General features: G+C 70.8%; 21 protein-coding genes. 14 read left to right on the top strand and 7 right to left on the bottom strand.

Annotated features, from left to right (window positions below; genetic code table 11):
• Positions 1 to 83 precede the first annotated feature (83 nt).
• A complete protein-coding gene (locus BK819_RS01640) occupies positions 84 to 1,376 on the top strand; it encodes a hemolysin family protein (protein WP_071327621.1) in 1,293 nt (430 codons plus the stop codon).
• Between the two features lie 24 nt (positions 1,377 to 1,400).
• Here the strand turns inward: BK819_RS01640 and BK819_RS01635 are convergent, their stop codons facing one another.
• Both BK819_RS01635 and BK819_RS01630 read right to left on the bottom strand, forming a co-directional pair.
• Positions 1,401 to 2,303 (bottom strand): arginase family protein, encoded by a 903-nt coding sequence (locus tag BK819_RS01635; RefSeq protein WP_083391610.1) that lies wholly within the window; start codon positions 2,301 to 2,303, stop codon positions 1,401 to 1,403.
• Positions 2,304 to 2,340: 37 nt separating this feature from the next.
• Positions 2,341 to 2,883 carry a small multidrug efflux protein gene (locus BK819_RS01630; protein WP_071327620.1) on the bottom strand — a complete coding sequence of 181 codons (543 nt, stop codon included), beginning with the start codon at positions 2,881 to 2,883 and terminating at the stop codon, positions 2,341 to 2,343.
• Positions 2,884 to 3,040: 157 nt separating this feature from the next.
• Between BK819_RS01630 and BK819_RS01625 the strand changes: the two genes are divergently transcribed.
• The 9 genes from BK819_RS01625 to BK819_RS01585 all read left to right on the top strand — a co-directional run bounded on the left by BK819_RS01625 (position 3,041) and on the right by BK819_RS01585 (position 14,226).
• Entirely contained in the window at positions 3,041 to 4,234 is a 1,194-nt protein-coding gene (locus BK819_RS01625) for a sensor histidine kinase (protein WP_071327619.1), read from the top strand.
• Positions 4,231 to 4,833: a response regulator transcription factor gene (locus BK819_RS01620; RefSeq protein WP_025104505.1), complete on the top strand. Its 603-nt coding sequence runs from the start codon at positions 4,231 to 4,233 to the stop codon at positions 4,831 to 4,833. The genes BK819_RS01625 and BK819_RS01620 overlap by 4 nt, the downstream gene beginning before the upstream one ends.
• Positions 4,834 to 4,908: 75 nt before the next feature.
• Positions 4,909 to 6,312, top strand: coding sequence for a threonine synthase (gene thrC / locus BK819_RS01615; RefSeq protein ID WP_071327618.1), 1,404 nt, complete (start codon positions 4,909 to 4,911; stop codon positions 6,310 to 6,312).
• Positions 6,313 to 6,542: 230 nt separating this feature from the next.
• Positions 6,543 to 7,883, top strand: a complete 1,341-nt coding sequence (locus tag BK819_RS01610) for a cytosine permease (RefSeq protein WP_071327617.1) — start codon at positions 6,543 to 6,545, stop codon at positions 7,881 to 7,883.
• 43 nt (positions 7,884 to 7,926) lie between these two features.
• Positions 7,927 to 9,474, top strand: coding sequence for a hydantoinase/oxoprolinase N-terminal domain-containing protein (locus tag BK819_RS01605; protein ID WP_071327616.1), 1,548 nt, complete (start codon positions 7,927 to 7,929; stop codon positions 9,472 to 9,474).
• 1 nt (position 9,475) lies between these two features.
• The gene (locus tag BK819_RS01600) at positions 9,476 to 10,576 is read left to right on the top strand and encodes a DUF917 domain-containing protein (RefSeq protein WP_071327615.1); all 1,101 of its coding nucleotides are present in this window, start codon (positions 9,476 to 9,478) and stop codon (positions 10,574 to 10,576) included.
• Positions 10,573 to 11,676 carry a DUF917 domain-containing protein gene (locus BK819_RS01595; RefSeq protein ID WP_071327614.1) on the top strand — a complete coding sequence of 368 codons (1,104 nt, stop codon included), beginning with the start codon at positions 10,573 to 10,575 and terminating at the stop codon, positions 11,674 to 11,676. The genes BK819_RS01600 and BK819_RS01595 overlap by 4 nt, the downstream gene beginning before the upstream one ends.
• A 10-nt stretch (positions 11,677 to 11,686) precedes the next feature.
• A complete protein-coding gene (locus tag BK819_RS01590) occupies positions 11,687 to 12,715 on the top strand; it encodes a DUF917 family protein (RefSeq protein WP_071327613.1) in 1,029 nt (342 codons plus the stop codon).
• Positions 12,712 to 14,226, top strand: coding sequence for a helix-turn-helix domain-containing protein (locus tag BK819_RS01585; RefSeq protein WP_071327612.1), 1,515 nt, complete (start codon positions 12,712 to 12,714; stop codon positions 14,224 to 14,226). Before BK819_RS01590 ends, BK819_RS01585 begins: the two co-directional genes overlap by 4 nt.
• A 22-nt stretch (positions 14,227 to 14,248) precedes the next feature.
• Here BK819_RS01585 and BK819_RS01580 read toward each other — a convergent pair whose 3' ends face one another.
• From BK819_RS01580 to BK819_RS16710, 3 genes are read right to left on the bottom strand one after another with little or no spacing between them, the layout of a single operon-like run.
• On the bottom strand, positions 14,249 to 14,659 hold the full coding sequence (locus BK819_RS01580) for a VOC family protein (RefSeq protein WP_071327611.1): 411 nt from the start codon (positions 14,657 to 14,659) through the stop codon (positions 14,249 to 14,251).
• A 47-nt stretch (positions 14,660 to 14,706) separates the two neighbouring features.
• Entirely contained in the window at positions 14,707 to 15,465 is a 759-nt protein-coding gene (locus BK819_RS01575; protein ID WP_071327610.1) for an SDR family oxidoreductase, read from the bottom strand.
• A 39-nt stretch (positions 15,466 to 15,504) separates the two neighbouring features.
• A complete protein-coding gene (locus BK819_RS16710) occupies positions 15,505 to 15,645 on the bottom strand; it encodes a hypothetical protein (protein ID WP_177173774.1) in 141 nt (46 codons plus the stop codon).
• Positions 15,646 to 15,819: 174 nt separating this feature from the next.
• Between BK819_RS16710 and BK819_RS16705 the strand changes: the two genes are divergently transcribed.
• Complete coding sequence (locus tag BK819_RS16705; RefSeq protein ID WP_071327609.1) at positions 15,820 to 17,235, top strand: hypothetical protein; 1,416 nt, start codon at positions 15,820 to 15,822, stop codon at positions 17,233 to 17,235.
• Between the two features lie 137 nt (positions 17,236 to 17,372).
• On the top strand, positions 17,373 to 17,759 hold the full coding sequence (locus BK819_RS16700) for an SgcJ/EcaC family oxidoreductase (protein WP_071327608.1): 387 nt from the start codon (positions 17,373 to 17,375) through the stop codon (positions 17,757 to 17,759).
• 72 nt (positions 17,760 to 17,831) lie between these two features.
• Here the strand turns inward: BK819_RS16700 and BK819_RS01560 are convergent, their stop codons facing one another.
• Entirely contained in the window at positions 17,832 to 18,233 is a 402-nt protein-coding gene (locus tag BK819_RS01560) for a VOC family protein (RefSeq protein ID WP_071327607.1), read from the bottom strand.
• 31 nt (positions 18,234 to 18,264) lie between these two features.
• Positions 18,265 to 19,032, bottom strand: coding sequence for a siderophore-interacting protein (locus BK819_RS01555; RefSeq protein WP_071327606.1), 768 nt, complete (start codon positions 19,030 to 19,032; stop codon positions 18,265 to 18,267).
• Between the two features lie 100 nt (positions 19,033 to 19,132).
• Here BK819_RS01555 and BK819_RS01550 point away from each other — a divergent pair, with 100 nt between their 5' ends.
• Entirely contained in the window at positions 19,133 to 20,128 is a 996-nt protein-coding gene (locus tag BK819_RS01550; protein WP_071327605.1) for a siderophore ABC transporter substrate-binding protein, read from the top strand.
• 50 nt (positions 20,129 to 20,178) lie between these two features.
• Positions 20,179 to 21,165, top strand: coding sequence for an ABC transporter permease (locus BK819_RS01545; protein WP_071328055.1), 987 nt, complete (start codon positions 20,179 to 20,181; stop codon positions 21,163 to 21,165).
• Positions 21,166 to 21,171 lie beyond the last annotated feature (6 nt).

Raw genomic sequence — 21,171 nt, 5'->3', positions numbered from 1 at the left:
TGTTCTGACTCTTCGGACTCTGACAGTACGAGCACCCGGTTCATCCCGGGTGCTCACCCCGCCACCGAGGAGGTCGCCCGCTGATGGGCGATCTGCTCTGGAACATCGCCCTCGTCCTGCTCTTCGTGCTGATCGGCGGTGTCTTCGCTGCGACGGAGATGGCGCTGGTCACGCTGCGCGAGAGCCAGCTCAACGCGATCGCCGTCCGCGGCCGTCGCGGAGCGAAGGTCGCCGCCCTCGCCCGTAACCCCAACACCTTCCTCTCTGCGGTGCAGATCGGCGTGACCGTGGCGGGCTTCGCGTCCGCCGCCTACGGGGCGACCTCGATCGCGCCGTCCGTCGCGCCGCTGCTGGAGGGCTGGGGTGTCGCGCCTCCGCTCGCGATGACCCTCGCCACGATCGTGCTGACGCTCATCATCGCGTACCTGTCGCTCGTGCTCGGCGAACTCGTGCCGAAGCGGCTCGCGATCCAGCGCAACGCGCAGTTCGCGTACGCGGTGGCACCGGCCCTGAACGGCTTCGCGACCGTCATGCGCCCGGTGATCTGGCTGCTGTCGGTCTCGACGAACGCCCTCGTCCGCGTGCTCGGCGGCGACCCGCACAAGACGAGCGACGAGCTCACCGATGAGGAGGTGCGCGACATCGTGGCGACCCACCAGGGCCTCCCCGACGACGAGCGCCGCATCCTCGACGACGTGCTCTCGCTGCGTGGGCGCCAGGTGAGCGAGGTCATGCGCCCGCGACCGGAGGTCGTGGCGCTCGACGAGGCTGGCACGGTCGGGGCGGCGGTGGAGCAGGTGCGCGAGCTGCCCTACTCCCGGTACCCGGTGTCGCAGACGTCGATCGACGACATCACCGGCTTCGTGCATGTGCGCGACCTCTTCGAGGCTGCCGCGGACGACCCGGAGCGTCCGCTGCAGGGGCTCGTCCGCGACATCCCTTACATCCCGTCCACGGCGGGGGTGCTGCCCACCCTCACCCGGATGCGGGCCGAGGGACACCACATCGCCGTCGTCGTGGACGAGTACGGCGGCACCGACGGTCTCGTGACCCTGGAGGACCTCGTGGAGGAGGTCGTCGGCGAGATCTTCGACGAGTACGACGCCGAGGTCTTCCTCTCCGCCGACGACGGACTGGACGGGCGCCTCAACCTGCAGGACTTCGAGGAGGCGACGGGGCTCGCGATGCCGCGCGGTTCCTCGGACACGATCGCCGGATTCGTCACGGAGCAGCTCGGACGGCTCGCCGTGGTCGGCGACACCGTCGAGGTGCCGGGCGCGACGATCCAGGTGGTCGAGATCGATCGCCGCCGCATCGCCCGCGTGCGCGTCTCGATGCACACCGATCCGGGTGCCGAGCGGGGCGTCGAGGACTGACGGCCGGCCGGGCGGCGGGGCGCGTCAGTCGCCTGCTCCGCTGCCCAGCTCGCGCAGGCCCTCGCCGAGGACCTCGGTCAGGAGCCGGGCGTAGCGACCGTCCGGGTCGAGGTCCGGATCGAACACGGTGATGCTCGCCCCGATCGCCTGCGGGGCGAGGGCGCGCAGGAGGGCGGTGAGGTCTGCCGCCCCGAGTCCGCCCGGGTCCGGGCTGTCGACGGCGGGCATCACCGACGGATCGAGCACGTCGACGTCGAGCTGCAACCAGTAGCGCCCACCCGCGGACGCGGCGGTCTCAGCCGCGACCGCGCCGGCCCCTCGTGCCAGGACGTCGGCCGCCGGCGTGACGCGCGCGAGGAGGCCGCGGGCCTCCGCCTGCTCCTCGTCGTCGTCGCGGTGCCCGATGTGGGCCGTGCGGGTGGCGGGGAAGTACGGGGCGAGTCCGTCGATGTCGGCGATCGCCGGCCAATGCTTGCCGACCGCGGCCGCCAGCGCTTCGCCGGCCACGCTCGCGCACTCGTCGCTGTTGCCCGGGTGGCGGAAGTCGGTGTGTCCGTCGATGTGCACGAGGCCCGCGCCTCCACGGCGCTTCACGGCGATCCCGGCGCCGACGAGGATGCCGCAGTCGCCGCCGATCACGAGCGGGGCGCGGCCCTCGTCGAGGATCTCGCCGATACGCGAAGCCAGACGGAGGGAGTGGTCGACGAATGCGGCCTCGTTGCGTACTCGGCCAGCGGGCCGCGTGGCGTCGTCGTCCACGTAGCGCCCGGCGAGGACGATGCCGCCGTCGCTCACTCCCCGGTCGGTGAAGCGCCGGAACAGCCCCGCTTCGCGAAACGCCTCCGGTGCCTTCGCGGAGCCGGGCACGCTGCCGGGCTCCGGAGGGCGCAGGCCGAGATTGCTGGGGGCCGACAGCAGTGTGATCATGCGCTCATCCTGCATCGGGCGTCCGACATCGCGACGCTCAGCGGATGGCGTAGACGGCGCTGCCGACGATCACCGCGATGACGGTCGTCCAGGCGACGATCGCGACGGCCTGCCATACGAGGATGCGCCCCTTGCCGATGCCGGACGCGGCGAGCATGGTGGCGGTGAAGTGCGTGGGCAGCAGCAGCGGTCCCAGCAGGCTCACCCCGGGGACGCCGTAGCGCTCGAACGCGCGCTGGAACTTCTCGCGGCGGGCGGACCCGCGTCCGGTCTCCGCCGGGACGCCGTCGGCCTCCAGGCTCGTCCCGCCGCCCACCGTCACCGGCTGCTTCGCCCGCGAGCGGTCCACGATGGCCCGGCGGGCGCCCGCGCTGGCGAGCACCAGGATCGCGACGCAGAGGAAGTTGCCGACCATCGCGGCGATGGCCGCGACCACGGGCGGGATTCCGCCGAGGATGCCGATGCTCGCGGCACCCTCGCCTTCGACGAACGGCACTGCCCCGGCGAGGGCGACGATGAGGGGCTGGACCAGGTCGGGGACCTGGGCGACGAGGTTCTGGAAGGTCTCGATGAGGTTCATGGGGGAAGCTCCGGGTGTCGGTGCAGACGGTCTCTCCGTCGCGATGACCCCAGTCCAGTCGATGCCGCCCCGGGGCGGCAGTGCCGCCGCGTCACCGCTCTCCGTGCGGTTCGCACCCGGATCCCGTGACATGTGTCACGCCTCTATCGTGGGGAGCGTGAGCAGTCCTTCCCCCGCCCTCTCCGATCCCGGTCCCGGTGCCCGCCAGCTCGCGCGGGGCATCACCGCCACCTGGTGGTACACGGTCGGCGGGGTGATCTTCATCGAGCTCATGCTGGTGGCCGCCTGGCTGGGCATCGCCGTGGCACTGGATCGCTCGGGCGTCGCTCTGCTCGTCGTGGGGGTCGGTGGGGTGCTCTGGGCGGCGTCGACCGTCCTGCTGCTGGTCGACTACCGTCATCGCGTCGACGCCGGCCCCGGGGTGGGCTGGGTGCGGCTGGCCGTGCCGACCGTCGTCGCCCTGATGTACGGCGGCGCGGCGGGGGCTCTGGTCGGCAGCTGGCAGCTCGCCGCGATGCCCGTGGTGCAGGTCCTCGTGCTGGTGAGCTGGCCCCGCGGGATCCGGGTGCGCGTGGCCGTGGCGGCGACGGTCGTGCTCGTCGCGCTCGCGCTGCTCGACTCGACCACGACCCTCGGTTCCGGGATCCCGGCGTGGGTGCCGGTGCTCTACGGAGTCATGCTCCCCGGGATGACCGTGAGCTCGCTGTGGTGGTGGGACGTGCTCGTGGCCCTCGACCGGGCACGCGCCTCGGAGGCGCGCCTGGCGGCGACGCAGGAGCGCCTGCGGGTGGCGACCGACGTGCACGACCTCCAGGGGCATCATCTCCAGGTGATCGCGCTGCAGCTCGAACTGGCGGAGCGCCTGCTGCCCACGGATCCGCAGGCGGGGATGGAGCAGCTCCGCGCCGCCAGGGCGAGTGTGGACGACGCGCGGCAGGGCACCAGGGACCTCGCCACGCGGTTCCGCTCCGTGCCCCTCGGCGACGAGCTGGCGAACGCCCGAGACCTGCTCGCGGCCGCAGGGCTGACGGTGGAGGCCCGGATCCACCCGGATGCGGACGCGGCACCCGTGGCCGACCTCGGCCCGGTGATCCGGGAGACGACCACGAACGTCCTGCGGCACGGACGCGGTGGTCACGCGCGCCTGATCCTCGACCGGACGGCGGACGCCTGGCGGTACGAGGTCGCCAACGACGCCGACCCCGCGTCCGAGGACGGGGCGGGCGGCTCCGGGCTCGACGGCGTCCGCCGGCGCATCGGCGAGGCGGGCGGCACGTACGAGCAGCGGCGGGACGCCGACGAGTTCGTCGTGACGGTCACCGTGCCCGCGCGCGCGGAGATCGTCCGATGATCCGGGTGCTGCTCGCCGACGACGAGGGCATGATCCGCTCCGCGCTCGCCGCCCTGCTGCGTCTCGAGGCCGATATCGACGTGGTCGCGGAGTGCGCGGACGGCGAGGAGGCCGTCGCCGCCGCCGTCCGGCTCGAACCCGACGTGTGTCTGCTCGACCTGGAGATGCCGGGACTCGACGGTGTGCAGGTCGCCGAGAGGCTCAACCGCACGATCGCGACCCGCTGCATCGTCGTCACCCGGCACGCCCGCCCCGGGGTGCTCCGGCGGGCGCTCGCCTCCGGCGTCTCCGGGTTCGTGCCCAAGTCGCGAGGTGCGGACGAGCTCGCCGCGATCATCCGCCGCGTCGCGGCCGGCGCCCGGTACGTCGATCCGGAGATCGCCGCGGATGCGCTGAGCGACGAGCGGTCGCCGCTCACCGATCGGGAACTGGATGTGCTCCGCGCCGGGCGTCGAGGGGAGACCACGGGACAGATCGCGCGGGCGCTCGCGTTGGCGCCGGGGACGGTGCGCAACCACATCTCCGTGATCCTCGGGAAGCTCTCGGTGAGCACCCGTCAGCAGGCCGTGCTCGTCGCCGAGGAGCGCGGCTGGATCTGAGCATCGTCACGCGTCCGTTCCGAGGGTCGCGGCCTGCGAGAATGGAGGCGCCGAGTCCCGAGCCGAGGAGCACACGTGCCGTTCATCTCCACCCGCGGCGGCATGCAGCCGCAGTCGTTCAGCGAGACGCTGCTGGAGGGCCTGGCGCCCGACGGCGGCCTGGCCGTCCCCGACGTCATGCCCGAGGTCGACGGCGAGACGCTCGAGCGCTGGCGTGCCCTGACCTATCCGCAGCTGGCGACCGAGGTGCTCGGCCTCTTCGCGACCGACATCCCGCGGGAGGATCTCGCCCGGATGACGGCGGCGGCGTACGCGGACTTCCCGGACGGCGTCGTCCCGCTGCGTCGCGTGGACGACGACCTCACGCTGGTCGGCCTCTCCGAGGGCCCGACCCTGGCGTTCAAGGACATGGCCATGCAGTTCCTCGGGCAGGTGCTGGAGTACACGCTCGAGCGCCAGGGCTCGGTCCTCAACATCCTCGGTGCCACCTCGGGTGACACCGGCTCCGCCGCGGAGCACGCCCTGCGGGGCAAGGAGCGCGTCGCGGTGTTCATGCTGTCGCCGCAGGGCCGGATGAGCGCGTTCCAGCGGGCGCAGATGTTCTCGCTCGACGACGCGAACGTGCACAACATCGCGGTGGAGGGCGTCTTCGACGACTGCCAGAACCTCGTGAAGAAGCTCGCCGGCGACCTCGACTTCAAGCGCGCTCAGCACCTGGGCGCCGTGAACTCGATCAACCTCGCTCGCATCACCGCGCAGACGGTCTACTACTTCTGGGCGTGGCTGCGGGCGACCGATGCCGGCGGGTGGACCGAGGTGTCGTTCACCGTCCCGTCCGGGAACTTCGGCAACATCCTCTCCGGATTCTTCGCGAAGCAGATGGGACTGCCGATCCGGCGCCTCGTCCTGGCCGCGAACGAGAACAACGTGCTCGACGAGTTCTTCCGCACGGGGGTGTACCGCCCCCGCAGCGCCGCCCAGACGCTCGCCACCTCGAGCCCCTCGATGGACATCTCGAAGGCCTCGAACCTCGAGCGCTTCATCTTCGAGCTCGTCGACCGCGATCCGGCGCGAGTGGTCGGTGCGTGGGACGACCTGGAGGCGCAGGGCTTCTTCGACTTCTCGGCCGAGCAGCCGCGCTTCGCCGAGGAGTTCGGCATCGTGAGCGGCACCTCGACGCACGAGGACCGGCTCTCGACCATCCGCGACGTGTACGAGGCCTCCGGCGAGGTGATCGACCCGCACACCGCCGATGGCGTGAAGGTCGCGCGGGAGTATGTCGAGCCCGGAGTGCCGATGCTGGTGCTGGAGACGGCCAAGCCCGAGAAGTTCGCCGAGACGATCCACGAGGCCATCGGGGTCGAGCTGGCGTACGCCCCCGAGCTCCGCGCCATGCTCGACGCCCCCCAGCACGTGACCGAGATGCCCGACGACGAGCACGCTCTCCGCGCCTTCATCGAGGAGAACGCTCTCCACTGACTCGCGAAACCCCGCTTTCGCGCCGAAACCCCCTGTCCCGGACGCCGGAGACAGGGGGTTTCGACGTGAACCCGGGGTCTCGGCGGGAAGAGAGAGGGACGGGAGGGGGACGGGAAGGGTGGGCAGGGTGCACAGGGGGAGGGGGGATTGAGGCGGAGTGCACATGTCGGGGAAGGCGGGGGATGAGTACCGTGGCGGGCAACCCGTATCCTCCTCCCGAAGGACTTCCCATGGCACGCACGGCGCACGCAGACGACTTCGCGCTCTCCCGAGTGACTCCCGAGGCCCGCAAGCCCTGGTTCGGAATCGCCGTTCAGCGATTCGGACAGGTCTCGGCCCTCTCGCAGTTCCTCCTCGGCGCGACCCTCGGTTACAGCATGACCTTCGGCGAGGCCGTCCTCGCCTTCCTGTTCGGCTCGCTCATCCTCGAAGTGATCATGTGCGTGGTCGGCTTCATCGGCCAGCGCGAAGGCCTGAACACCGCGCTGCTCGCCCGCTGGACGGGCTTCGGCGAGATCGGCGCCTCGCTCGTCGGCCTCGCCATCGGCATCAGCCTCATCGGCTGGTTCGGCATCCAGTCCGCGATCTCCGCCCAGTCCCTCGACGCCCTGATGCCCGGAGCCCTGCCGGTGTGGGCCTGGAGCCTCATCTTCGGCCTCGCCGTCACCGCGATCGTGGCCTTCGGGTTCGTCGGGATGCAGTGGCTCGCGAACATCACCGTGCCGCTGTTCCTGATCCTCGTGGGCTGGTCCGTCATCTCCGAGCTCACCCGCCACGACATCGGCGAGCTGCTCACCGGCCCCGCGCCCGGACCGACCATGAGCGTCTGGGCCGGCACCGGCATCGTGGCCGGCGGTCTCATCGTCGGCGCGATCATCACGGGGGACATGACCCGCTTCAACCGCTCCCGCGCCGACGTCGTCAAGCAGACGGTGCTGGGCGTCTCCCTCGGCGAGTTCGTGATCGGTCTCGCCGGTGTCCTCCTCGCCCACGCGGCGGCGACCGGCGACATCGTCGCGATCGTCACCTCGTCCGTCGGGTTCGTCGGCCTGTTCATCGTGCTCACCGGCACGCTGAAGATCAACGACTGGAACCTGTACTCCTCCACCCTCGGCCTGGTGAACTTCATCTCGACGGCCTTCGGCAAGAATCTGCACCGCGTCACCACCACGATCGTCCTCGGCGTCGTCGGATCGGTGCTGGCGGCCGTCGGCATCCTCGGACAGTTCACCGAGTTCCTGATCGTGCTCAGCGTCGCGTTCCCGCCGATCGCCGGGATCATGGTCGCCGAGTACTACGTGGTGCGCCGCTGGCGCCCCGAGCTGGACGCGACGCGCGAGGCCGGAACCCTGCCCGCCACCGCGCCGCGGATCGTCCCCGCCACGATCGTCGTCTGGCTGGTCTCCTCGCTGGTCGGCTACTTCGTGACCTGGGGCATCCCCTCCCTGCTCAGCCTCTTCCTGTCGATGGTGCTCTACATCGTCGCCGGCAAGCTCGGCTGGGTGCGCGGCGTCGGCGTCGCGACCACCCGGCAGGCGAGCCCCGTCGACAGCGCCCCCGCCGCGGTCTGAGCAGACCCGCCGGATACGAACCACCTCCACGAAAGCGAGCACCATGCACATCGGCATCGACGTCGGCGGCACCAACACCGACGCCGTCCTCATGGACGGCACCCGCACCCTGGCCGGGGTCAAGCACTCCACGACCCCGGACGTGACGAGCGGGATCGTCCAGGCCATCGAAGACCTCCGTGCGGGGCATTCCTTCGAGGGTGGCGACATCGACGCGGTGATGATCGGCACGACGCACTTCATCAACGCGCTGGTGCAGGCGAGCCGGCTCGCTCCGGTGGCGGCCCTTCGACTCGGCCTGCCCGCGACGCGGGCCCTGCCGCCGCTGATCGACTGGCCGGAGGTTCTCGTCGCGGCCACCCAGGCGCGCAGCTACCTCGCGCACGGCGGCTACGAGTTCGACGGCCGCCCGATCTCGCCGCTCGACCCCGACGAGATCCGCGCGCACGCCGAGGACATGAAGGCGCACGGCATCCGCTCGGTCGCCATCTCGTCGGTGTTCAGCCCGGTCAACCACGACCTCGAAGTGCAGGCGGCCGAGATCGTCGCCTCGGTGCTCGGAGAAGACGCCGCCATCTCGCTGTCGCACGAGATCGGTCGCATCGGACTGCTGGAGCGCGAGAACGCGACGATCATCAACGCCGCCCTCCGTGAGCTCGCGTCGGAGATCGTCGACGGGCTCACCTCGGCGGTCCGCGCGCAGGGCATCGAGGCGCCGATCTTCCTCAGCCAGAACGACGGCACGCTCATGGACGAGGACTACGTGCGCCGGTACCCGGTCGCGACCTTCGCCTCCGGCCCGACCAACTCGATGCGTGGGGCGGCGGCCACCAGCGGCCTCGTCGACTGCGCCGTCATCGACGTGGGCGGCACCACCGCCGACATCGGGCTGCTCATCAACGGCTTCCCGCGGGAGACGGCGAACGAGGTGAAGGTCGCCGGCATCCGCACGAACTTCCGCATGCCGGACGTGCTCTCCCTCGGCATCGGCGGCGGCAGCATCGTCGACGAGGAGACGGCCGAGGTGGGCCCGGCCTCGGTCGGATACCGGCTGACGACGGAGGCTCTGGTCTTCGGCGGCTCGACCCTCACGGCCACCGACATCGCGGTCGCCGCCGGTCGTGCGCAGGTGGGGGACCCCGCCAAGGTCGCGCACCTCGATCCCGCCTTCGTGGAGCGCGTGCTCGCCCGGATCGCGGAGCGGGTGGCGGAGGCGGTGGACCGCATGCGCACGTCGCCCGAGCCCATCGCGGTCGTGGCCGTCGGCGGCGGGTCCATCCTGCTGCCCGACGAGCTGCCCCTGTTCGGCACCGTGCATCGTCCGGAGAACTACGCGGTCGCCAACGCCATCGGCGCCTCGATCGCGCAGGTCGGCGGCGAGATCGACAAGGTCTACGCGATCGAGCCGGGCCGCCGCGACGAGACGATCGCCGAGGTGCGCGCAGAGGCCGTCGACAAGGCCATCGCGGCCGGCGCCAAGCCCGCGACCGTGTCGATCATCGACTTCGACGAGGTCCCCATCCCGTATCTTCCCGGCAACGCCACGCGCATCCGCGTGAAGGCCGTCGGCGACCTCGACATGGGGGCCTGACATGAGCACGACGATCACCGCCGCCGACATCGACGGTCTCGCCCGCGGCGCGGCCGTGCTCGGCACCGGCGGGGGCGGCGACCCGTACATCGGCGCCCTCCTCGCCCGCCAGGCCCTCGCCGCGGGAGACGTCACGGTCGTGGCGCTCGACGAGGTGCCGGACGATGCCCTCGTGCTGTTCGTCGCGATGATGGGCGCGCCCACCGTCATGGTGGAGAAGCTGCCGAGCCTCGCGGAGGTCATCGAGCCGGTCAAGGCGCTCGGCATCCATCTCGGCCGCCCGGTCACCCACATCGCCTGTGCAGAGGTGGGCGGGGTGAACTCGACGATCCCGATCGCCGCCGCCGCAGCGCTCGGGCTGCCCCTCGTCGACGCGGACGGCATGGGACGCGCGTTCCCCGAACTGCAGATGGTGCTCCCGACGCTGTACGGCGTGACGGCCTCGCCGCTCGCCTTCAGCGACGAGAAGGGGAACACGGGCGTGCTGCAGACCGCCGACAACTCCTGGACCGAGCGCATCGCCCGCGTCGCCTGCGTCGAGATGGGCTGCTCCGTCATGATCTCCGGCTTCTCGATGTCGGGTGCCGCCGCACGCCAGTCGCTGGTGGCGGGATCGCTGTCCCGGTGCATCGACATCGGCCAGCGGATCGCGGAGGCCCGCGAGGCGAAGACCGACCCGGTCGCCGCTGTCGTGGAGCTCCTCGGCGGCCGCGAGCTGTTCGGCGGCAAGGTCGCCGACGTGAACCGGGCCACGACGACCGGCTTCGCCCGTGGTCGGGCACGGATCGACGGAGACGGAGGCACCTCGCTCACGTTGCAGTTCCAGAACGAGCACCTCGTCGCGGAAGCGGACGGGAGGGTGCTGGCGACCACCCCCGACCTCATCATGGTGCTCGACGGCGAGTCGGGGGAGCCCGTCACGACCGAAGGGCTGCGCTACGGTCAGCGTGTCCGCGTGATCGCCGCTCCCGCTGACGAGCGCTGGCACTCGGACGCGGCTCTCGCGATGGTCGGCCCGGGGTACTTCGGCTACGACATCCCGGCGCACCGGTTCGACGGCACAGTCTCCGCCGGAGACGCCGCGGCGGGGGCCGCCGCATGAGCTGGGAGCTGACGGCGGCGGATCTGCCCGACCTCGCCCGCGGCGCGACGCTGCTCGGCACCGGCGGCGGGGGCGACCCCTACATCGGCAAGATGCTGGTGGAGCGGGTGCTCGGCGACGGGGCGATCACGATCCTCGACCCGGACGACCTCGCTGACGACCTCTTCGTCATCCCGACCGCGCAGATGGGGGCACCGACCGTGATGGTCGAGAAGATCCCCGCCGGCACCGAGCCCACGCTCGCCCTGCGCACCCTGGAGGATCACCTGGGACGCCGGGCCGATGCCACCATGCCGATCGAGTGCGGCGGGATCAACTCGATGATCCCGCTCATCGTCGCCGCGGAGACCGGTCTTCCGGTCGTGGACGCGGACGGCATGGGCCGGGCGTTCCCCGAGCTGTCGATGGAGACCTTCGCGGTCTACGGCGTGCACGGCTCGCCGCTCGCCCTCGCCGGAGAGCGCGGAGAGCGCGTCGTCATCGACACCGGGGACGACGATCGTCAGATGGAGTGGCTCGCCCGCGGCATCACGATCCGGCTGGGTGGCGTCGGTCACATCGCCGAGTACGCGATGAGCGGGGCCGACGTGCGACGCACGGCGGTGCCGCGCACCATCTCGATGGCCCTCGCCCTGGGGCGGGCGATCCGGCTCGCCCGGGAGGAGCACCGCTCGCCGTTCGAGGCGATCGCCGCGACGCTCGCGACCACGCTCTACCCGCATGTGCGCGAGCTCTGCGTCGGGAAGGTGGTGGACGTCGAACGACGGACCACCGAGGGCTTCGCGAAGGGGCGGGCGGTCATCGCTCCGCTCGGCGCCGCGGAGGACGACACGTTCGAGATCGCCTTCCAGAACGAGAACCTCACCGCGCGGCGGGGTGGGCGGCTCGTCGCGATCGTTCCCGATCTCATCTGCGTCGTCGACCACGAGACGGCCGAGCCCATCACCACGGAGGGCCTCCGCTACGGTCAGCGCGTCCGGGTGCTCGGCATCTCGACGCCGGCGATGATGCGCACTCCCGAGGCTCTGGCGGCCTTCGGCCCCTCCGCCTTCGGCCTGACCGAGGAGTTCGCTCCCGTCGAGGGGATGGTCGCGTCCTAGGCTGGATCCCATGAGGCTGGAGCGGGACGACCTGGAGGCGCTCGCCCGCGGGTACGCGCTGCTCGGTTCCGGCGGCGGCGGCTCCACGACGATGCTCGAACTCATCCTCGGTACGACCGCGCACTGGCCGCTCGAGATCGCGCCGGTGGACGCGCTGGATCCCGCGACGCCCTGCCTCGGCGTGGCCTTCGTCGGGTCGACGATGCTGCTCGGGGAGCGGATGCCCGGTGCCGCCCCCTTCGCCCCGCTGCTGCGCGCAGTGGAGAGGTGGCTCGGGCATCCCGTCCCGGCGGTGTGCTCGCTCGAGGGCGGAGGGATGAACGGCCTCGCGCCGCTCACTCTGGCCGGATCGCACACCGTGGTGGACGCCGACTGCACCGGGCGCGCGGTGCCGGGACTCGATCAGATGTCGCTGTTCGTCGACCGTGTCCCTGGGCTCGTGTTCGCGTGCGAGACCGGTGCCGACGGGGTGGCGCTCGTGGAGGCGACGCGGGCGATCGATGCCGAGCGCGTCGTGCGTTCGGCCATCGTCCAGGCCGGGGGAGTGGGGTGCGCCGTGCTCGCCGGGTTCACCGTCGGCGACCTGCGAGAGCACGCCATCGGCGACCACCTCGCCCGCGCGCTCGCCCTCGGCCGCAGCTTCCTGGCGCACCGGGCAGCACCGCTGCCGGTCCTCGCCGAGGTCCTCGGGGGGACGCTGCTCGCCGAGGGCCGCATCGTGACCACCGCGTCCTCCACGGCCGACCCGCACGTGAGCGCGGTCGAGATCGCCGGACTCGGCGGAGCGGTGCACCGCATCGTCACCCGGTCCGAGACCCTCGCGGTGCTCACCGATGGCCTGCTCGTCGCCGCGGCGCCCGAGATCATCGTCCTCCTGGACGCCGTGTCCCGAGACGTCCTCGAAGTCACCGAGCTGGCCCCCGGGCGCACCGTGGCGGCCCTCGCCCTCCCTGCTCCCCCATGGTGGAACGCCCGCCCGGAGCGCCGGGCCCGGGTGGTGCCCTCCGCCTATGGGCTCGTCGATCTGGACGCCGCGTGAGCGGGGCGCTCGCGCTGCCGGCGCTGCTGGCGCAGGAGGAGAACGGCGTCCTCCGCCACGTCGCGGGCCCCCGGGATGTCGCGTGGGACGCGGTGGTGGTGGAAGCCGGCGAGTCCGACCTGCCCGACGAGGGCACCGGCCGGCTCGCGATCCTCACGGCCGGGGCGCCGGTCGCCACCTGGCAGCAGGACGCGATGCTGCGCCGGGTCCGTGACCGCGGGATCACCGGACTCGCGCTCCCCGGCGCTGCCGATGTCGACCCCGGGGCGCTCCGCCTCGCCGACCGGATCGGTCTCGCTCTGCTCGACGTCGAGAGGCCGGTCCAGCTCGCCCGCGCCTGCTGGATGCTCATCGAGGCCAGGGACGCCCTCACGCTCACGAGGGTGCGCAAGGTCGCGCAGTCCTTCGAGTACGCCGCCGACGACCTCGGCGACCTGCTCGGACACCTCGCGGCGAACCTCGGTCTGGGCGTCGCCCTCGTCGACGCCGCGGGAGTGCTCCGTGAAGCCGGCGGACACCTGGATGCCGTGCTGCACGCGGCGATCCGCTTCGATGCCTGGAGCGACAGTGCCAGGGCGGGGGAGGGCGCGGCCGCCTCGGTACGGGTGGACAGCCCCGGCCGGTCCGGTCTGCGTCTCGTCCTGTTCGGCCACGGCTTCGGAGAGGCGCAGCTGCAATCGCTCCTGGTGGCCGCGGAGGTCGCCATGCCCGCGGTGGCCGCCCGCATCCTCATCGACGAGATCGCGGCGGTCAACGACGTCGCCGCGTCGTCGGGGCTGCTGCGGGACTTCGTCGAGCTCCGCGGAGCCGCCGATGCCGACGTCGAGCGGCGCATGGCGGAGCGGGGATGGCGCACCGGCGGGCATCACCTCGGGTTCCGCATGGTGGCGCGCAGCCGGGTGGAGCCGCTCGCGCTCCTCCGTGCGATCAGGCCCGGGCTCAGCGCGATCGACGCCGAGGCGCACGCGACCACGGCGGGTCGAGGCCTCAGCGGCTGGCTCTCCTTCGCTGAGGCCCCGGAGCCCGACCGCATCGAGCGGGCTGTGGCGGCACTGCGCGAGCTCCACCTCGCGGCACTGCGCGACTTCGCGGTGGCCACCGGGGTGGGCTCGGCACAGACCGGGCCGGAAGGACTGGCGGCGACCCTCGACGAGGCCGGCGACGCCGCACGGATCGCTGCGGCCCGGTCGGCCACCGGATGGTTCGTCCGCGTCGACAGCCTCGGGCTCGAACAGCTCCTGCTCGCCTGGACCGGCAACGACACCTTCGTCCCGGCCGCGCAGTCGCTGCTCGCCCCTCTGGCCGAGGGGAGCGGCGAGCTGCTCAGGACTCTGTCGGCGTACCTCGACCACGAGTCCGGAATCGCGGCCACCGCGGCCGCGCTCGGGCTGCACCGCAACACGGTCGCCGTGCGGATCCGACGAGTACAGGAGCTCCTCGGGATCGACATGAACGACCCCGAGGCGCGGCTGGCGCTGCATCTCGCCTGCCGGGCGGTGCTGCCGGGCTGAGTCCGGAGCACACCGTCCGGGGTCACTCCGGGTCGCCGTGCAGCATCCAGGCGATCCCGAAGCGGTCGATGAGCATCCCGAACGTGCCGCCCCACGGCGGGACATCGAGCGGCATCGTGATCGTGGCGCCTTCGGAGAGACGGTCCCACACCTGCCGGGTGACCTCCTGGGTATTGCCACTCAGCGACACGGAGACGCCCTGCGGCTTCTCGTAGGTCATGCCCTCCGGGGTGTCCGAGGCCATGAGCACCAGCCCGTCGGGGGTCGTGAGCTGCGCATGCATCACGAGATCCTTCTGGCTCGGATCCTGCACCATGTCGGGGAAGTCGCCGAAGACCGTGATGTCGAGGTCGCCGCCGAGGACTCCCCGGTAGAACTCCATGGCCTCGCGGGCCTCGGTGCGGAAGGACAGGTAGGGATTGAGGTTCGCCATGCGTGCTGCTCCTGGTCGCTCGACTGCGGAAAGACCCCCGCCCCACCTCAGTCTGCGCGCGCCGGCACCGCCTCGGCAAGCCAATCTGCGAACGTCTGGGTCCCGCGTACCGCTTCGGGTCCCGGCAGCGCCTTTCCCGCGCGCATCCCCGCCATCTGCGGACCGGGCACGTTCAGTGCCGGGATCCAGCCGCGGTACCCGATGCGTCGCGCGTACGCCCGCACCATGTCGGCGAGCTGCTCCTCGCGGGGGCCGGCGAGATCAGGCACGCGACCCCGCGCGTCCCCGGTCGCGAGCGTGACGAGCCGTTCGGCGACCTCGCGGGCCGCCACCGGCTGCGTGCGCGCACGCGGGGCGAGATGCAGCGGCCCCGCCTTCGCCCGAGCGAACATCTGCGCGGCGAACTCGTGGAACTGCGTGGCTCGGAGGATCGTCGAGGGGACGGCGGACGCGGAGACCAGCTTCTCCTGGGCCACCTTGCCCGCGTAGTAGTCGTAGGGGATGCGGTCGATGCCGACGATGGAGAGCAGGACGACGTGTCCCACGCCGGTGTCCGCGGCAGCGGCGAGGAGGTTCCCGGTGGCGGCCGTGAAGAACTCGATCGCCGTGCTCGCCTTCAGGGTCTCGACGCTCACGACATCGATCACGGCGTCGGCTCCGGCCAGCGCCGCCTCCAGCCCGCGCCCGCTGACCAGGTCGACGCCGTGCGAACGACTGAGCACGACGGCCTCATGACCGGCGCTCCGGACGGCCTCCACCGTGGGCGTGCCGACGACGCCGGTCCCTCCTGCGACGACGATCCTCATGCGTTGGTCCTCACTCCCGATCCAGCCCGAACGTGCGCTTCACGAGCGCCAGCACATCACGGTCGGACCCGTCGATGCGCGGTCATCTCGTTGCGTAGGCCGCCGATCTCGCTGCGCAAGACGCGGATGAACAGCATCGCCGATCATGGTCCAGATCTGCACACCGTCGATGGTCTCCATCCCCTCATCGTGACACCGGATCCTTCAGCCGCGCTCAGATGCTCTTGCGTGACCGGCCAGGCGAGCGGAGAATTCTGGATAGCGTCTAACATGTTACTTCGCGCGTTGCAGGGGTCGTGGCGTGACGTGCCCCGGGTCTTCCCCGAAGAGCAGAAGCCGATGAGAGGTCGTCACGTGAACACATCCCCTGCCGTTCCCTCCGCCAACGGCCCGACGGCGGACGGTTTCGTCGCGGGCTCCGGCACCCACCCGCACGACCGCGCAGTCGCCGCCGTGCGGAGACCGCGCATCGTGGGGGTCGACGTCGCCCGCGGCCTCGCTCTTGTCGGGATGTTCGGTGCCCATCTGGCGGTGGCGAGCGGGCCCGGGCTCACGCTCTTCGATCCTTCGAGCTGGCTCGATGTGGTCAACGGGCGCTCATCGATTCTGTTCGCGTTGCTAGCGGGCGTCTCGCTTGCCCTCATGACGGTGGGCATTCGCGATGCCACGGCGGACGAGCTCAGGAGGGTGCGTCTTCGGCTGGTCGGGCGAGGAGCGGCGATCTTCGTCGTCGGGCTCGGTGTCGAGCTGTTGGGGTCGGGCATCGCCGTGATCCTCACCCTCTACGGCGTCCTGTACGTCCTCGCCGCGTTCACGGTGCATCTGCGCACGAAGACGCTCCTCATCGCCGGAGGGGGACTCATCGTGCTCGGTCCACCGCTGCTCGCCCTCCTCGGAACGCTCTCTCCGGATCTCTCCGGTCCCGGACTGGCTCTGGTGGTGTTCGGGACCTATCCGATTACCGTGTGGGCCGCGCTTCTCTGCGCGGGGCTCATCATCGGACGCCTCGATCTGACGCGGGTGCGGACGGGGCTCATGATGGTGGTCGGCGGCACGCTGCTCTGCCTCGGTGCGTACACCCTCGGCGCCATCCTCGCTCCACCGCAGGGAGATGCTTCCTCGTCGACTGCTCCCTCCCCATCCAGCGGCATGGTCCCGGGGGATGAGATCGATATCTCTGGCCTGACGTGCAACAAGAGCGACGGCATCGTCGCCTGTGTCGCACCCGAGAGGGTCTCTCTGTTCGGCGGAGCCGACTCGGAGGATTCCTACTTCGACTGGGTCGTCTCCCAGGATCCGCCGGCGGCGATACTCAATGCGGTCACGGGTGTCTCGCCGCACTCCGGCGGTGTCCTCGAGATCGTGGGATCAGGCGGTTTCGCTGTCGCGGTACTCGGGCTCTGCCTCCTCGTCACCCGCTACGCTCGCTGGGCCGTGCTCCCGCTGGCCGCCTACGGTGCCGTACCTCTCACCGGTTACGTCGTCCAGGCGATCCTCATCCGTGCCGGCGCCTCGGCATGGCTGCCGAACCCCGTTCTCTCCTGGGTCGTGCTGTCGATCCTCATGATGATCGCAGCACTGATCTGGACCCGCACGGCGGGCAAGGGGCCGCTCGAACGGCTCGCCGCCCATGCGGCCGATGCCATGGCGCTGACCACGAAGCAGAAAGCTCAGCGCCGGCCAGGGCAGCGTTTCCCCTCCTTGACCTCGCAAGAAGAGTCGTCGTCGATCACACGAGGGGCGTGTGCCCCCGCAGAAGAGGAGGAATGATGTCGATATCACCGGGACCGCGCATGATGGCGGTCGGCGCAATCGCCGCTATTGCCGGCATGTTGGTCGCAGGCTGCACGGCGGCGCCTCCGCCCTCCCCGAAGACGACTCCCACCCCCGCATGCAGCGCGTCGCCCGTGACGCTGTTCTCGGAGTTCACGGAAGCCTTCAACGCGCACGACGCGGCGCAGCTCGCAGACCTGTTCACGGAAGACGCCAACTTCGTCAACATCTTCGGGCAGTTTATGCCCGGCCGAGACGGCATCGAGTCCGGTCACGCCGACGCCTTCGACAGCCGGATCGCCGTCGCCGACCTGAATCTGGACAAGGTAAAAGTCGTCGACGTCGACTCGGAGGTCGTCGTGATGTACGGGTTCTGGACGCTGAAGCAGCCCGACGGAGCCGACGCCGCCCTGAGCGTGCCGGACGGATCGGGCATCCTCACCGGGGTCGCGGAATGCGCCGGACGGGAATGGCGATTCGCGGCCGTCTCCAACACCCGGGTCACGCCGGCTCCGAGCTGAATCTCAGGCCCGTGGACGGGCTCGGACAGGATGATCATGAAGTGAGGCCCAGGCGGCGACACGCCCCGGGCGTCAAGCGTCCTTCGGCGGGTTGTACATGAACTCGAGCCGGATGCCGTCGGCGTCCTCGACGAAGGAGGCGTAGTAGCGCTCGCTGTACCGCGGGTACTCCTTCGGCTCGCGCACCGCGGTCCAGCCGGCGTCGAGGGCGAGGTCGTGGAGTCGGTCGACCTCGGCGCGCGATGGCACCGCGAAAGCCATGTGCTGCCAGCCGACGCGCCCGTGCCGGTGGGGCGCGGAATCGTCGTCCCACGTGTAGAGGATGATCTCGGTCTCCTCGCCGGTGTGCCAGGAGATCGAGTGATCGTCCTCGCCGCCGGGCTCGTAGCCGAGCGCGGTGAGCACGGGATGGAACTGCGCGCGTCCGCGTTCCAGGTCGGCGACGGTGATGCCCAGGTGATCGAGGAGAGCCATGCGCCCAGTCTGTCAGCGCAGCACCTCCGTGTCAGTGCGGAGCGTGGTACTCGGCTTCGCCACGCTTCCAGTAGCCCTTCACGACGGCGTTCGCGCTGTCCACGTCCCAGCGCCCGAGCAGGGCCCGGCCGGGCTTCACGATGGACTGCTCGGCGGCGATGAAGACGAACGGGTCGTCTCCCACGACGTCATCCGCGGTCAGCGCGTCGAGGAAGGCGATCAGTGCGGAGCCGGCCGGCGCGTCGCCGCGATGCAGCCACTCGACCGGCACCGGAGCGTCGATCTCGACCTCGCGACCCGCCGACACCGTCTCGATGACGATGCGTGCGGGGGTGCCCTCGGGGATGAGGGCGGCGAAGCGGCGGATCGCGGGGATGGCGGTCTCGTCGCCGACGAGGAGCCAGGATCCCGGCTCTCCGGTGAGGACGGCGGCGCCGCGCGGCCCGCCGACGCCGATGGTCGACCCGAGTGGGGCGTTCGCGGCCCACGGGGCGGCCACGCCCTGATCGCCATGCACCGCGAACTCGACGTCGAGCCAGTCGTCACCCCAGGCGAGGGGCGTGTACTCGCGGCTCGGGGCGGCACGCAGCTCCTCCACCGAGTCCACGGGGCCGCTCGGAAAGAAGAGCCGCATGTGGTCGTCGGAGCCGGGGGAGTCGAAGCCGGCGAGGTCGGGCCCGGACAGGCGGACGCGCACGAAATCCGGAGCGAGCCACTCGCGGGCGCTCAGCGTGACGTTGCGGAAGCGCAGCTCGAGGCCGCGACGCTCGATCGAGAAACCGGATTTCGTATCGCTCATAAAGTAAGGCTAACCTAAAAACCGACGCGGTCGGCTCGCCCGCCCGTCGGACCGGCGCTCCACGAGAGCGCACACATCCCCGCAGAACAGGAGTCTCTCCATGTCCGTGCCCAGAACCCTCACCGCCACGAGCGTCGCTCTCGTCGGCCTGCTCGCCCTCTCCGGCTGCGCGTCCGGCGGCGAAGCCGAACCCGACGAGACGACGGCGGGATCGCGGACCGTGACCATCGAGGACAACACCGGCACGCACGAGATCACCACGCCGCCGACCTCGGTCGTCGCTCTGGACAACCGGACGTTCCAGACCCTCTCCGACTGGGGCATCGAGCTCTCCGCCGGTGCCGTCTCCCTGATGCCGGAGACCGTCTCCTACGCGAAGGACGAGGACGTCGTCGACATCGGCCTGCACACGGAACCCGACCTCGAGGCGATCGTGGCAGCCGACCCCGACCTCATCATCAGCGGGCAGCGGTTCACGCAGCACAACGAGGCCATCGCGGAGCTCGTCCCTGACGCCACGATCATCGACCTGGAGCCCCGGGACGGCGAGCCGTTCGACGAGGAGCTCAAGCGGCAGACCACCGTCCTCGGCGAGATCTTCGGCACGCAGGACGAGGCCCAGAAGCTCGTCGAGGAGTTCGACGCCGCGGTGGACCGTGCGAAGGCCGCCTACGACGACGCCGACACCGTCATGGCGGTGAACACCTCGGGTGGGCAGATCGGCTACCTCGCTCCGACCGTCGGCCGGTCCCTGGGCCCGATCTACGACATGCTGGGCCTCACGCCCGCACTGCAGGTCGACGACGCGAGCGACGACCACCAGGGCGACGAGATCTCGGTCGAGGCCATCGCCGCCTCGAACCCCGACTGGATCCTCGTGCTCGACCGCGACGCCGTGTTCGCGGCGGAGACGCCGGACTACGTGCAGGCGGCGGAGATCATCGAGAACTCCGAGGCGCTCACCGGCGTCACCGCGGTGAAGGACGACCAGATCGTCTACATGCCCACGGATACCTACCTCAACGAGAGCATCCAGACGTACACGACGTTCCTCAACGACCTCGCCGACGCGCTCGAGAAGAGCGCCGACAAGTAAGGGCTGTGCGGCGGCGTCCCGACCGGGACGCCGCCGCCGGCATCCCCCCCATGACCTCTCCTCTCCTCACAGCGACACCGCGATCGTCGGCACGGCTGTTCGATCCGAAGCTGCTCATCGGCGTCCTCGTCGTGGCGGCACTCCTGGTGATCTCGCTCTTCACCGGCGTGTACGACATCGCCGGCGCGGACGACGGCGCGCAGATGTTCCAGATCACCCGCGTTCCCCGGACGATCGCGCTCGTGCTCGCGGGCGCGGCGATGGCGATGGCCGGCCTCGTGATGCAGCTGCTCACGCAGAACCGCTTCGTGGAGCCGACCACCACCGGGACCACGGAGTGGGCCGGACTCGGGCTCCTCACCGTGATGGTGCTCGTGCCGCAGCCCTCTCTTCCGCTGCGCATGGCCGGGGCCGTGCTCGCCGCGTTCGTCGGCACGATGGTGTTCTTCGCGTTCCTCCGGCGGGTGGCGTTGAAGTCGTCGCTCATCGTGCCCATCGTCGGCATCATGCTGGGCGCGGTGGTCGGCGCGATCACGACCTACTTCGCCCTCGTCACGAACTCGCTGCAGATCATCGGCGTCTGGTTCGCGGGCAGCTTCACCTCGGTCATGCGCGGCCAGTACGAGATGCTGTGGATCGTCGCGATCATCGGCGTCGTCGTCTTCCTCGTGGCCGACCGGCTGACGATCGCCGGGCTGGGGGAGGAGATCGCCACCAACGTCGGGGTGAACTACAACCGGATGATCCTGCTCGGCACCGCGCTGATCGCGGTGACGACCGGCGTGGTCACCGTCGTCGTCGGCAACCTCCCCTTCCTGGGGCTCATCGTCCCGAACATCGTCTCGATGGTCCGCGGTGACGACCTGCGCAGCAACCTGCCCTGGGTGTGTCTGCTCGGCATCGCGATCGTCACCGTCTGCGACATCATCGGCCGGACGATCATCATGCCGTTCGAGGTGCCGGTGTCGCTGATCCTCGGTGTCGTCGGCGCGGTCGTGTTCGTGCTCCTCCTCCTTCGGCAGCGTCGTCGTGGCTGAGCAGAC

The sequence above is a fragment of the Microbacterium sp. LCT-H2 genome (assembly GCF_001866135.1).
GTDB lineage: Bacteria > Actinomycetota > Actinomycetes > Actinomycetales > Microbacteriaceae > Microbacterium.
Note: the sequence above shows the minus strand (reverse complement) of the source record. Positions and strands in the feature narration are given on the sequence as shown.